The 13300-nt window shown below is 35.9% G+C and carries 10 protein-coding genes; 6 read left to right on the forward strand and 4 right to left on the reverse strand.

Annotated elements, in window-relative coordinates:
• Positions 1-85: 85 nt before the first annotated feature.
• Positions 86-1561, reverse strand: coding sequence for a proline--tRNA ligase (gene proS, locus AAC084_RS20475; protein WP_339842157.1), 1476 nt, complete (start codon positions 1559-1561; stop codon positions 86-88).
• Between the two features lie 96 nt (positions 1562-1657).
• On the opposite strand from proS, the gene AAC084_RS20480 reads away from it, so the two are divergent.
• Entirely contained in the window at positions 1658-2971 is a 1314-nt protein-coding gene (locus tag AAC084_RS20480; protein WP_339842158.1) for a hypothetical protein, read from the forward strand.
• A gap of 33 nt (positions 2972-3004) precedes the next feature.
• Positions 3005-4510: an outer membrane protein transport protein gene (locus AAC084_RS20485; RefSeq protein ID WP_339842159.1), complete on the forward strand. Its 1506-nt coding sequence runs from the start codon at positions 3005-3007 to the stop codon at positions 4508-4510.
• A 54-nt stretch (positions 4511-4564) separates the two neighbouring features.
• Here the strand turns inward: AAC084_RS20485 and AAC084_RS20490 are convergent, their stop codons facing one another.
• Positions 4565-6001, reverse strand: coding sequence for a T9SS type B sorting domain-containing protein (locus tag AAC084_RS20490; RefSeq protein ID WP_339842160.1), 1437 nt, complete (start codon positions 5999-6001; stop codon positions 4565-4567).
• A 125-nt stretch (positions 6002-6126) separates the two neighbouring features.
• Positions 6127-7929: a T9SS type B sorting domain-containing protein gene (locus tag AAC084_RS20495; RefSeq protein WP_339842161.1), complete on the reverse strand. Its 1803-nt coding sequence runs from the start codon at positions 7927-7929 to the stop codon at positions 6127-6129.
• 133 nt (positions 7930-8062) lie between these two features.
• On the opposite strand from AAC084_RS20495, the gene folE reads away from it, so the two are divergent.
• Both folE and cysS read left to right on the forward strand, forming a co-directional pair.
• Positions 8063-8743 (forward strand): GTP cyclohydrolase I FolE, encoded by a 681-nt coding sequence (folE, locus tag AAC084_RS20500; protein WP_339842162.1) that lies wholly within the window; start codon positions 8063-8065, stop codon positions 8741-8743.
• A gap of 14 nt (positions 8744-8757) precedes the next feature.
• Positions 8758-10236, forward strand: coding sequence for a cysteine--tRNA ligase (gene cysS, locus AAC084_RS20505; protein WP_339842163.1), 1479 nt, complete (start codon positions 8758-8760; stop codon positions 10234-10236).
• Positions 10237-10238: 2 nt separating this feature from the next.
• Here the strand turns inward: cysS and AAC084_RS20510 are convergent, their stop codons facing one another.
• Positions 10239-11162: an AraC family transcriptional regulator gene (locus tag AAC084_RS20510; RefSeq protein WP_339842164.1), complete on the reverse strand. Its 924-nt coding sequence runs from the start codon at positions 11160-11162 to the stop codon at positions 10239-10241.
• 196 nt (positions 11163-11358) lie between these two features.
• Between AAC084_RS20510 and AAC084_RS20515 the strand changes: the two genes are divergently transcribed.
• Together AAC084_RS20515 and AAC084_RS20520 are read left to right on the forward strand one after the other, a co-directional pair.
• Positions 11359-12882 (forward strand): aldehyde dehydrogenase family protein, encoded by a 1524-nt coding sequence (locus tag AAC084_RS20515; RefSeq protein ID WP_339842165.1) that lies wholly within the window; start codon positions 11359-11361, stop codon positions 12880-12882.
• A 12-nt stretch (positions 12883-12894) separates the two neighbouring features.
• On the forward strand, positions 12895-13269 hold the full coding sequence (locus tag AAC084_RS20520; protein WP_339842166.1) for a DUF779 domain-containing protein: 375 nt from the start codon (positions 12895-12897) through the stop codon (positions 13267-13269).
• The last annotated feature ends 31 nt before the right edge of the window (positions 13270-13300 follow it).

The raw sequence follows: 13300 nt of genomic DNA on the forward strand, positions 1-13300 counted from the left end.
ACGGACCATACTTTGCGCAATTGCGGATGCAAAAATACAAATATTTTTTACTATCGCAACCCCTGATTATTATTTTTTAAAAAAATTAATATGCTTTAGCAAATAACACTCTTTTATTAGATGGTTTACCGGTTACCATACACACTCCTTCTTCCTCCTTCGCATCAATAGGAATGCACCTTATCGTAGCTTTAGTCTCATTTTTTACACGTTCTTCGGTTTCCTTACTACCATCCCAATGTGCAGAAATAAATCCGCCTTTTTCATCCAATACTTTTTTAAATTCGTCATAAGTATCAACTTCTGTAATATGAGAGTCTCTATAATCCAATGCTTTTTGGTACATATTACTCTGAATATCTACCATTAGATATTCGATTTTAGCCACCACTTCAGTCGCTAAAACTACTTCTTTCTGCAAAGTATCTCTTCTAGCTACTTCAAAAGTGCCATTTTTCAAGTCTCTAGGCCCAATAGCCAACCTAACTGGTACACCGCGTAATTCATACTCGTTAAACTTGAATCCAGGCTTGTGGGTATCCCTATTATCAAATTTCACCGATATACCTTTTGCTCTCAATTCTTTTACCAATGGTAATACTGCCTCTGAAATTTCATCTAGCTGATCTAATCCTTTATAAATGGGAACAATTACAACTTGTATAGGTGCTAATTTTGGAGGTATAACCAACCCGTTATCATCACTGTGCGTCATCACTAATGCACCCATCAATCTAGTTGAAACCCCCCAAGAGGTTGCCCAAACATATTCCTTACCACCTTCTTTATTCGCAAACTTAACGTCGAAAGCTTTTGCGAAATTCTGACCTAAGAAATGTGAAGTCCCTGCTTGAAGTGCTTTACCATCTTGCATTAAAGCTTCAATACAATATGTTTCAATCGCACCTGCAAATCGCTCGCTTTCTGTTTTTGTCCCCTTAATTACTGGAACTGCCATATGATTTTCTGCAAAATCGGCATACACATTCATCATTTGTTTTGCCTCTGCTATTGCTTCTTTTTCAGTAGCATGGGCAGTATGGCCTTCTTGCCATAAAAACTCTGATGTTCTTAAGAATAATCTTGTTCTCATTTCCCAGCGTACAACATTGGCCCATTGATTTATCAATAAAGGCAAATCTCTATACGACTGTATCCACTTTCTATAGGTATCCCAAATAATGGTTTCAGAAGTTGGTCTTACAATAAGCTCTTCTTCTAATTTAGCATCGGGATCAACAATGATTCCACTGCCATCCTCAGCATTCTTTAATCTGTAATGGGTAACAACCGCACATTCTTTTGCGAAACCTTCGACATGGCTAGCCTCCTTTGTGAAATATGATTTTGGAATGAATAACGGAAAATATGCATTCTCGTGGCCTGTTTCCTTGAACATTTTATCCAAGCCGGCCTGCATTTTCTCCCAGATGCCGTAACCATATGGTTTTATGACCATACAACCTCTAACACCAGAGTTCTCGGCCAAATCTGCCTTAACTACTAATTCATTATACCATTTGGAATAATCCTCACTTCTCTTAGTCAAATTTTTACTCATTATCTAGACTTTGGCACAAATTTTGTGATTATTATTATACAATAACTCCGTAAAACTAGTTATTTTTAATATGTTCAACAATATAATTTTTATCCGATGATATATTCTATACCCCACAACAGACTCCGCAATATAACAATGTTGGTAACCCTTGGCTTAGTAATAGCCTCCTGTGGTTCTTACCAACAATCATCTTATTATGATAATGATGGTATATATTCTGACAACACCCCTACAACAGTAGAGAAAAGACCAGAACAACGACAATATCAGCAGAACAATCCTGAAATGGACACGTATTCAGATTATTTTGGAGAAAAAGCAAATCAATATGATGAAATATTAGATAGTGAAATTTTTACAGATGTCGACTCTTACTCGAGCAATAATGTAGATGAAACCATACCACAAGATCAACTGACTGATTATTATTCAACTGAAAACGACTACCAAGGTTATGGTGGGTGGGGAGATAATAACTCGAACGTAAGTATCAACATTTATGACAATGGATGGAATAGTTATGGATACGGTGGACTTTACGGATGGGCAAATCCTGTTTGGGGTTGGAACAATTGGGGATATGGCGGTTATAATGGATATGGCTATGGCTGGAACAATCCTTGGAGATGGAACCGATGGAATAATTGGGGATATGGAGGATTTGGATATGGCTATGCAGGTTTTGGCTTCGGATGGAACAATTCTTACTACGGTTATGGATACGGGTACGGCTATGGCAACAGAAACTACAACCGAAATTACGGTCATACCAATAGAAGTTATGCTTACAATAACTCAAGACGTGGCAACTACAATAGAACAACATTAAATAACGGAGCTACAACTAATGCTTTAAGAGGCAGGTCAAATGTAAATACAAGAGGAGACTCTCCAAGGTATAGAAGTACCGATTCAAGAACAGCTACAGCTCGAAGTTCTTCAAACACACGTAGCGCTAGAACTTATTCAGGTAACACAACAAGCAGAAGAACTATTGGGGTTGACCAGAACAGAGCCTACAGAACTAGTAGAAGCACAAGAGCTACACCTAGATATAGCACATCTTCAAGAAGCTCTAGTAGATATTCTTCAAGTCCGAATTCTTCAGGCACTGCAAGATCCAGCAGTAGGGTCGCGGTTCCAAGAACTTCGACGTACAGAAGCTCAGGTAATAGCAGCTCAAGAAGCGGAAACAGTTATTCAACCGGTAAATCCTCAAGAAGTTCAAGTAGCGGGTCTTACCGAAGCTCTGGCAATAGCTCTAGAAGTAATTCTAGCGGATCATACAGAAGTTCAGGCAGTAGTAGCTCTAGAAGTTCTGGATCGTCAGCAAGAAGCTCAAGCAGTGGATCTTCTAGATCTTCCGGTTCTTCGTCATCTAGTAGAAGTAGTGGTAGAAATAACTAAATTCAATAATTTTTTAAAATTCAAAATATTGCTATGAAAAAATATTTAACTTTCATAATAATGGCTACATGCGCAATTGGTAGTGCTCAGAATATTAATGAAGCCTTACGTTATAGCACCGAAAATCTTCAAGGAACTGCTCGTTTTCAAGCCTTGGGCGGAGCTTTTGGAGCATTAGGTGGCGATTTATCCTCTTTAAATGTAAACCCTGCAGGGTCAGCCGTTTTTAATAATAGTTTATTCACGATTTCTGGGTCAACCTACAACACCAACAATAAATCTAGCTATTTTGGCAATAGTACCGACACTAAGAGTAATAACTTAGATTTAAATCAGATTGGTGCCGCATTTGTTTTTAAAAATACCGATTCAAATTCAGATTGGAAGAAATTTACTTTGGCGTTCAATTATGATCTAGTTAATAATTTCGATAATGAATACTATGTTTCCGGAAATAGTACCCAGGGTATTGACAACTACTTTTTAAATTTTGCACAAGGCACACCTTACGGTTCTATATTACGCCAAGACGGTGAATATATAGAAGAAGCTTATTTAGACATCGGCTCTAATCAAGGCTATAAAGAACAGCAGACATTTTTAGGATACTACGGAGGAATTCTTGATCCTATTTCAGAAGATGATAATAACACCGATTACATTAGCAATACAATTTACAATTCTGTAAATCAAGAGTTTTTAAGAAGAACTACCGGCTACAATAGCAAGTTTACTTTGAATATGGGCTCTCAGTTTAAAGAAAACATATATATGGGTGCTTCATTAAATTTTCACAATGTGATGTATACAAAATATGATCAGTTTACCGAAAACGGATATGATCCTACTTCAGAAATACAGAGAACAACTTTCGATAACTATTTACAGACAGAAGGTAATGGGTTTTCGTTTAGCTTAGGGGCAATAGCCAAACTAAATGAATTTGTACGTTTGGGCGGTAGTTACCAGTCCCCAACATGGTATCGATTAGAAGATGATTTTTCTCAACGCATTAATTCTGACTTGGCTGATGATGAGATTAATTTCATTGATTTTAATGTTGTAAATCTTTTTGAATCTTACACCGTTAAAACCCCAAGTAAATTAACAGGTAGTTTAGCTGTAGTTTTTGGTAAAGACGGACTTTTAAGTTTTGACTACGGTTATCAAGATTTTTCAAATGCGGAATTACGACCTACTAGTGACCCAAGTTTTCAAACCGTTAACAATCAGATTTCTAATGACCTAGGCACGGTATCTACATTTCGATTAGGTGGAGAATACAAAATTGAACAAGTTAGTTTAAGAGCTGGATATCGTTTTGAACAAAGTCCTTATACCAATGGCAACACAATAGGAGATTTAAATGCTATTTCTGGTGGTATTGGTTACAATTTTGGAGGTAGTAGATTAGATTTCGCCTTAAGCCATTCGCAACAAGATGTTAGCGAACGATTATTTGATACCGGTATTACAACACCAGCAATTATTAATAGAATCAACACCAATGCAACGTTAAGTTACACGATAAACTTCTAATTAAGTTTATTACTAAATATAAAAAAAATGGGAGCAAATTTGCTCCCATTTTTTTTATCTCTTTAATGAAAAATGTGTTTTTCGAGTTTTGGCTACTAATAACCCCTCCTCTATTTCACCATATTCAAATCGAAACCAATAATCTGTAGATGGCATCTGCTGGCCGTTGTAAGTACCATCCCAACCACTGGTTGCTCCTAGTTGCTTTAAAAGCTTACCATATCTGTCGAAAACAAATACAACAGGATTGGTTAAGGTTTCTATACCTTGAATATTCCAAGCATCATTAATACCATCTCCATTGGGAGTGAAAAACTTAGGATACCCTACCACAAGAAATTCTAACGGGTCGGTAATACCACAACCGTTTTTATCATTTATAATTACAGTATTAAGTCCAGGAGGTACATTCATAAATACAGCATCATCTTGAAACTCTCCACCATTTATGGCATATTCATACTCCCCATCGCCCTCAACAAAAAATTCAATATTATTCTGGTCAGGATCAATTGATAGATTAGTATCTAATGTTTCTACTCTATCTAATATAGGTGTGCCAAAAAATGTAATTAATACGCCACTATCGTCACTTACAGTTGGTGGCGTTCCAGATATAGTAGTAATTGTTGCGAAATAACGACCAGAGTTTGGGCTCACTACTACTAATTCGGCACCAAAATCTCCAGACCCCGTAAGCGTATCGTCTACGACACCATCATCTTCATAATCAACGGTCCAGGCAACATTTGCAATATCAGCACCTGCAGGCGAGTTCAATGCGCTTATGGTAATATCATCATCACCTTCACAGGCTATAATATCCAATCCTAAAAATTCATCTCGAAGCGTACAGTCTAAAGCAGTATTCTGATCAGCACTTACAGAACTTCCCGTAAAGGTTAGCATAAAAGGTTCAGGGTCTCCTGTGAAATTATCTGCAAAATTATTAATTAGAATATAATATATTTCACCTGGCAATACATCTAGATATTCATCATACGTATTCTGACTACCAGTTAAAGAGGCTGCACCTTGTTGTCCATCATCAGGATTTACACCAAGGCCTGTAAAATTAGTATCATTGACTTCATAATTGCATCGTATCGGTTCTGCAGTACCATTACTAATATCTGCACAATCGACATCAGGACCATAAACAGCAAAATCCCATTCTGCAGTTGGCAACGTTCCTGATGACACTAAAGCTTCAATATCAAAGCCAACTTGACCACCAGTACCTGCCCTAAAAACGAACCATGATGTATTAAATTCAATATTGGCAGAAACTAGACTACCTTTTTCCAAACATCCTGTTTGTCGAATAACTTCTGGATCAAAATCATCAACATCGCCAGTACCGCCAGCAATTCCCATAATAGGTTGATCGGCACATACAGGAATTGCCGTTCTACAATCGGCTGAATTTTGAGCAGTTATATTCCAATAGAAAAGAAACAAACAACATATAGAACATAGAAGTGTTCTCATAAATAATATGGCTATTAGTATTGGTAACGTATATTATAACTACACATGCTAAACTTTAGTATCTTTCGTCGAATATTATGGTGTTTAATCGATAAAATGCACTTTTTAGGCACCTAGAATGGAGTTTAACGTTTTAAGGTAAAATGATTGTTAATATATACGGCATTGGTATTTTGCCCTAAAGTATTGGTATATGACAACTTGAACCAATAATCGGATTCTGGTAATAATGCACCTTCAAAAGAACCGTTCCAACCACTAGAGTCTTCATTTAATTGATATAGTAATTTTCCGTATCGGTCATAGATTGTGATTACAGGATTGTCTAAAACTGAAAGCCCGTCAACCTTCCATTCATCATTTACACCATCTGCGTTTGGTGTGAAAAACTTAGGAAAACCCACAATTACAATCTCCTTGAAATCTACACCACAACCATTCGGGTCTATTACAGTAATAGTGTGTTCTCCAGGGAATAAATCATAAAAAATTGAACTATTTTGAGATTCTTGATTATCTAATTGATATTCAAAATCACCCTTTTCTTCCAAAATAACGGAGATAATATTCGATGCATCATCTTCATATTCAATGGTTACATCAGTAATAACTGGTGGATTAGAGAAAAAAACTGAAACTGAACGAGTAGAAATACATTGCAAAGCACCAACCATGATAGTTACAGACAAGGTATAAACACCTTCTTCTGCAACTGTTATAAGCGAAGTAGTTTGACCTGAACTCCAGTCATATGAATAATTGGAATCTCGTATTCTTTGCCCTATTGTAACTACAGGCGCATCGCCACATATAAATACACTGGTTTCGAAATCTAAAAAAGGTAATTCCATACCTATAATATCAAAAGATTCCGATACATCAAAACAACTACTATTTTCTATGGATGTTGTACGAACATAAATAGTCTGAAATGTTTGTGAAGGAATGTACTCCTTTGATAAGGCATTTCTAGCATTCACTGCTTCTTCAAGTGAGGCATGATAGGTAACAAGAAACTCTAAAGGACTCTGACCCCCTAATGCCTCTGAATCTTTCTGGTTTAAATCGATAGCCATACCATCTAAACAAGCCGTTACTTCAGCTAACGCATAGGTAATTGGTGAAGGGGCATATGCCACTTGTGTTTCACTTATTAAATTGTTTCCAGATGACCGAACCACCAATACCCTATACATAGCAGATATTGCCACATTTAATTCTGCATTGTTTTCGCCAGATATACGTTGATACCCTGCACCTATATCTAGATACCATTCATAATCTATAGCATCTGAAGTGGTAGCATCTAAAACTACATTTTCATTATCACAAGCAATTATTGGTGGTCCCAATAAATTATCAACTATACTACAATCTAACGCTGAATTTGGAAATTCTACAAAAATATTTCCTGAGAATTGAATCGAAAATCCTGAATTACTATTACTATAATTATTAATCAATAAATAATAATCTTCATTTTGTGCAACTTCTAACCAATCTTCATACTGAATATTATCAGCTCCGGTAGGGTCTTCCCCAACACCTACATAAATACTATCGTCTGAGTTATCAAAATAATTACATCGTACTGGATCGCCCAAATCTCCACAGTCATTAGTTTTATATAAAGCGAAATCCCAATCTTCATTGGAATCAAAACCTATGTTAAAACCTAACTGACCACTTTCTCCTGTTCTAAATCGATACCAAGCAGAGTTGGTTTCAACTGTACCCGTTGCTTGAGTAATACACCCTGAAACAGAAGCTCCATTAAAATCATCTACACCATATCCATTTGTACCTGCATTAATTGGAGTATTATTACAAATAGGAATAGCATTAATACAATCTGGTGACACTTGTGAGAAACAAGCTAGCATACCAAATAAATTAAAAAGAAGAATGGTTATACCATACTTGGCCATAAGGGAGTAAAATTTGGAATTTTAAAATTAACGAGACCTTAACGTTATGTCTAATTTATGTTGTGTAATGCCCGTATTTAGTTATAAAGTGGCACATATTGTATATCTTTGCCCCTTGTAAAAGTTTGTAAAAATGAAAATTGAGGATACATTGGAAAATCAATTTGATGAATTAGGAAACGATCATATTTCCACTTCAGAAGATACCCCATTACGTAAAGACGCTTTTGTTCTAGACGATGCAGAAAAGATTGAGCGTATACGTGAAAATGTTCGTGATATTATGCTTACGCTAGGTTTAGATTTAAGCGATGATAGTTTAAAAGGAACTCCAAACCGGGTTGCTAAAATGTATGTAAACGAAATATTTAGCGGTTTACATCCTAACAAAAAACCAAAAGCTTCCACTTTCGATAATAAGTACAAGTATGGTGAAATGTTGGTTGAAAAAAACATTACACTTTACTCTACTTGCGAACATCACTTGTTACCGATTGTTGGTCGTGCTCATGTTGCTTATATCTCTAACGGTACCGTAGTAGGACTTTCTAAAATGAACAGAATTGTCGATTATTACGCTAAACGTCCACAGGTTCAAGAAAGACTGAATATCCAAATTGTAAGAGAGTTACAAAAAGCCTTAGGAACGGAAGATGTCGCCTGTGTTATTGACGCAAAACACCTATGTGTAAACTCAAGAGGAATTCGCGATATCGATAGTAGTACAGTTACCGCTGAATACGGTGGTAAATTCAAAGAAGAATTAGTACGCCGTGAGTTTTTGAATTACTTAAACCTAGATACCCATTTTTAATAGCATATAGCTTCATGCAATTGTACGAAAATCAAGAAATCAGAGTATACAATTCCTTAACGGGTAAAAAAGAAGTTTTCAAACCAATAAACGAAGGCCATATTGGCATGTATGTTTGTGGGCCAACTGTATATAGTAATGTACATTTAGGTAACTGTAGAACTTTCATGTCCTTCGATATGATTTTCAGATATTTCAAGCACTTAGGCTATAAAGTACGGTATGTTAGAAATATTACTGATGCAGGCCATTTAGTAGATGATGCTGAAGATGGCGAAGATAAAATTGCAAAAAAGGCTAGATTAGAAAAATTGGAACCGATGGAAGTCGTACAACGTTACACTGTCGACTTTCATAATATTTTAGAGAAATTCAATTTCTTACCCCCTAGTATTGAACCTACAGCTACTGGTCACATAATAGAGCAAATTGAAATTATTAAGGATATTCTTAAAAAAGGTTTTGCCTATGAAACTAATGGTTCTGTATATTTTGATGTAGCTAAATTTAACAAAGAACACGAATACGGCAAACTTAGCGGGCGTAAGCTAGAAGATATGATTGCCAACACACGTGATCTTGCAGCACAAGATGACAAACATAATCCGCAAGATTTCGCTCTTTGGAAAAAAGCGGAACCACAGCACATAATGAGATGGCCGTCACCTTGGGGCGATGGATTCCCAGGTTGGCATTTAGAGTGTACAGCAATGAGCACTAAATATTTAGGAGAAACATTTGATATTCATGGTGGTGGTATGGACTTAAAATTTCCACATCACGAATGTGAAATAGCCCAGGCTGAAGCCTGTAACGGTAAAAGTCCGGTGAATTATTGGTTACATACCAATATGTTGACGCTTAACGGTAGAAAAATGGCTAAATCTACAGGAAACAGTATTCTACCTGGTGAAATTTTTTCTGGAGAAAATAAAATACTAAGCAAACCATTCTCTCCATCGATGGTGCGTTTCTTTATGATGCAGGCACACTACACCAGTATTTTAGATATAAGTAACGAAGCACTTTTAGCTTCTGAAAAAGGCTTCAATAAATTAATGGAAGCGATAAATTCATTAAAATCATTAAACACCGGTAAATCAACGAATTTTAATATTGCTGATTGGAAATCTTCATGCTATGCTGCCATGAACGATGATTTTAATACACCCATATTAATAGCAAAATTATTCGATGCCGTTAAACATATTAATCTAATAAAAGAGGGTACCGAATCTATAACCATAGAAGACAAAATAGAGCTTGAGACTACATTGCATAATTTTGCATTTGATGTTTTAGGCCTTGAAAACAAGAGTAGTTCAGATGCGGATTCTGAAAAACTAAGTGGTGTGGTTGAGCTTTTAATTGAATTGCGTAAAGCTGCACGGGAAAATAAAGATTTTGCTACTTCAGATAAAATTCGCGATCAATTAGATGAATTAGGCATTCAACTTAAAGATGGTAAAGAAGGTACCACCTATAGCCTATAATTTCAATCTAAAAATCTAGATTTTTTTATTTTAGACTGGTATTCACCAGGTGCTAAGTTTTGCCTTGTTTTGAAAACTCTATTAAAGTAAGACCTGCTCTCAAAACCGCAATCTAGGTATACGTCTTTAATACTACGTTTAGGATCCTGCAATAAGCCAACAGCTAATTTTATCCGTTCATTATTAATGAACTCAATTGGTGAAATACCTAACTCAGACTTAAAAGTTCTATAAAAATTAGACATACTCATACAAGCAATTTTACTCAACTGCTCTACGTTAAGCGATTTATGTACATTGTCCCTAATATATCTTATTACCTCAGTTAATCTACTTTCACTTTTAATAGAAAGTGTAGCGTTACTATATATCTTTCGTTCGTTCGTTTGTAAAATTCTAATAATCAACTCATGCAACATATTATCTACAAATAAGTCTTTAGACGGGTGGTCTTCAGAAAATAAAAACAAAAGGCGCTGAATAATTTGGTATATGCCTCTGTCATTTACAAAGTGAAAATTATAGTCCATGATACCCCAAACCTCGTCATTATCCTTAGGCATATTCTCATTCATAAATTGAAGCACATTATTTATTTTGTCTTCAGAAATTGCCATTGCCAAACACCTAGTAGGGTTCTTTGCCATCGCCTCAGGGAAATCGATACACATACTTTCATTAGCCGGCAAGACCAATGACTCTCCGGGTAAAAAATCAAACGATTCATAATCCCTTAAATGCATAATCTTTTTTCCTTGAATCATACTGGCTAAAACAGGTTGTTCAAATTTCAACAATACACTTTTAGCTTGCTCATGTGTCTCAAAAACATGCATGGCTGCATTATTCATAACATAAGAGGTTTGGTTTTCAACCAAGGTCTCTAATCGTCTTCCCTTTAAAAAATTTTCGGATAACTGTATCACATTATAAATTCTAATGATTAAGAAATTTACAAAAATTTATACATAAAATAATCATAAAATCAATATATGGTAGGATTGTTCATGTTATTCGTAGAATGCGTCAGATATATTTAGAATATGAAAAGTAAATTTAGAAAATCGTATGGTTGATTCCGGTACGAGAATGAAATATCAATATTAACTTAAATCATATACTATGAGTACAACAGCAACCGTAGAGAAGGATATTCTTCAAAAGCCGAAATTCAAAAACCAATATGAAAATTTTATTGGCGGCAAATGGGTAGCACCATCCAAAGGTGCCTATTTCGATAACATTTCACCTGTAGACGGTAAGCCGTTTACTAAAATTCCTAGATCTACTGCCGAAGATATTGAGATGGCAATCGATGCCGCATGGGATGCAGCTAAATCATGGAATCTTTCTTCTGCGACAGAACGAAGCAATATGCTTTTGAAAATTGCCGATAAAATGGAGCAAAATTTAGAAGTATTAGCGAGAGCTGAAACATGGGATAATGGTAAAGCAATACGAGAAACTAGAGCAGCAGATCTACCTCTAGCTGTTGACCATTTTAGATATTTTGCAGGCGTCATAAGAGCAGAGGAAGGTTCGGTAAGTGAACTAGACTCTAACACGGTAGCCTTGAATGTCACTGAACCACTAGGTGTAGTTGGTCAAATAATTCCTTGGAATTTTCCAATTTTAATGGCAACCTGGAAATTGGCACCAGCATTAGCTGCGGGCAACTGTGTTATTCTTAAACCAGCTGAACAAACACCTGTAGGAATTCTTATTCTAATGGAATTAATTCAAGATATTTTACCTGCTGGTGTTCTAAATGTTGTCAATGGTTTTGGTGCAGAAGCAGGTAAACCCTTAGCATCTAGCCCAAGAATAGATAAAATTGCTTTCACCGGTGAAACTACCACTGGTCAATTAATTATGCAATATGCATCTAAAAACATAACGCCCGTGACTTTAGAACTTGGTGGTAAATCTCCAAATATTTTCTTCGAGAGTATTATGGATGCTGATGATGAATTCTTCGATAAATGTCTTGAAGGAGCTAACATGTTTGCATTGAACCAAGGCGAAGTCTGTACTTGTCCATCAAGGTTATTAGTTCAAGAAAATATATATGATAAGTTTATAGCGCGTGTAATTGAACGCACCAAAGCCATAAGAATAGGACATCCATTAGACCCTAATACAATGATGGGTGCTCAAGCTTCTAATGATCAGTTTGAAAAAATATTAAGTTACATTCAAATCGGAAAAGAAGAAGGTTGTGAAGTGCTTACTGGTGGCGAGCAAGCATACAATGAAGGTTTAGAAGGTGGTTACTACATTCAACCAACCATTTTAAAGGGCAATAACAAAATGCGCGTATTTCAAGAAGAAATATTCGGACCTGTACTTTGTGTGACTACTTTTAAAGATGAAACTGAAGCCATTGAAATTGCAAACGATACGTTATATGGTTTAGGCGCTGGTGTTTGGACTAGAGATACTCACCAAGCTTACCAGATATCAAGAGCCATAAAATCTGGCAGAGTTTGGGTCAACTGTTATCATCTTTATCCTGCACATGCACCTTTCGGCGGATATAAAAAGTCTGGTATTGGCAGAGAAAACCACAAAATGATGTTATCTCATTACCGTCAAACTAAAAATATGCTAATATCTTATGACAAAAAAGCAATGGGCTTCTTTTAAAAGGAAAGAATAATGAAAACTAAACGAGTATTAGTAACCGAAAAAGCAGCAGCGATAATTGCTCAATTAAAAGAGACACATGGCGAGCTCATGTTTCATCAAAGTGGCGGCTGTTGTGATGGCTCATCCCCCATGTGTTTTACCAAAGGTGAATTAATGCTTGATGATAATGATGTCTGGCTAGGCAATATAGAAGGTTGTGATTTTCATATGTCTAAAGACCAATTTGAATATTGGAAACATACACAATTGACCATTGATGCCGTACCAGGTATAGGCTCTAGCTTTTCGTTAGAAATTCCTTTAGGTATACGATTTTTAATTAAGTCAAGATTATATTCTGAAAAAGAAGCAGAAAATCTTGAACCTATAAGAGTTGGAGCCTAATTAAGAATACAATTAATGAATAATAAGTTCG

Origin of the sequence: uncultured Maribacter sp. (genome assembly GCF_963977385.1) — a bacterium.
In the GTDB taxonomy this organism is placed as follows: domain Bacteria; phylum Bacteroidota; class Bacteroidia; order Flavobacteriales; family Flavobacteriaceae; genus Maribacter.

Bases quoted from the DNA above. Each gene is read 5' to 3' on its own strand.
- proS (WP_339842157.1), bottom strand. From the start codon at position 1,561: ATGAGTAAAAATTTGACTAAGAGAAGTGAGGATTATTCCAAATGGTAT.
- AAC084_RS20480 (WP_339842158.1), top strand. From the start codon at position 1,658: ATGATATATTCTATACCCCACAACAGACTCCGCAATATAACAATGTTG.
- AAC084_RS20485 (WP_339842159.1), top strand. From the start codon at position 3,005: ATGAAAAAATATTTAACTTTCATAATAATGGCTACATGCGCAATTGGT.
- AAC084_RS20490 (WP_339842160.1), bottom strand. From the start codon at position 6,001: ATGAGAACACTTCTATGTTCTATATGTTGTTTGTTTCTTTTCTATTGG.
- AAC084_RS20495 (WP_339842161.1), bottom strand. From the start codon at position 7,929: ATGGCCAAGTATGGTATAACCATTCTTCTTTTTAATTTATTTGGTATG.
- folE (WP_339842162.1), top strand. From the start codon at position 8,063: ATGAAAATTGAGGATACATTGGAAAATCAATTTGATGAATTAGGAAAC.
- cysS (WP_339842163.1), top strand. From the start codon at position 8,758: ATGCAATTGTACGAAAATCAAGAAATCAGAGTATACAATTCCTTAACG.
- AAC084_RS20515 (WP_339842165.1), top strand. From the start codon at position 11,359: ATGAGTACAACAGCAACCGTAGAGAAGGATATTCTTCAAAAGCCGAAA.
- AAC084_RS20520 (WP_339842166.1), top strand. From the start codon at position 12,895: ATGAAAACTAAACGAGTATTAGTAACCGAAAAAGCAGCAGCGATAATT.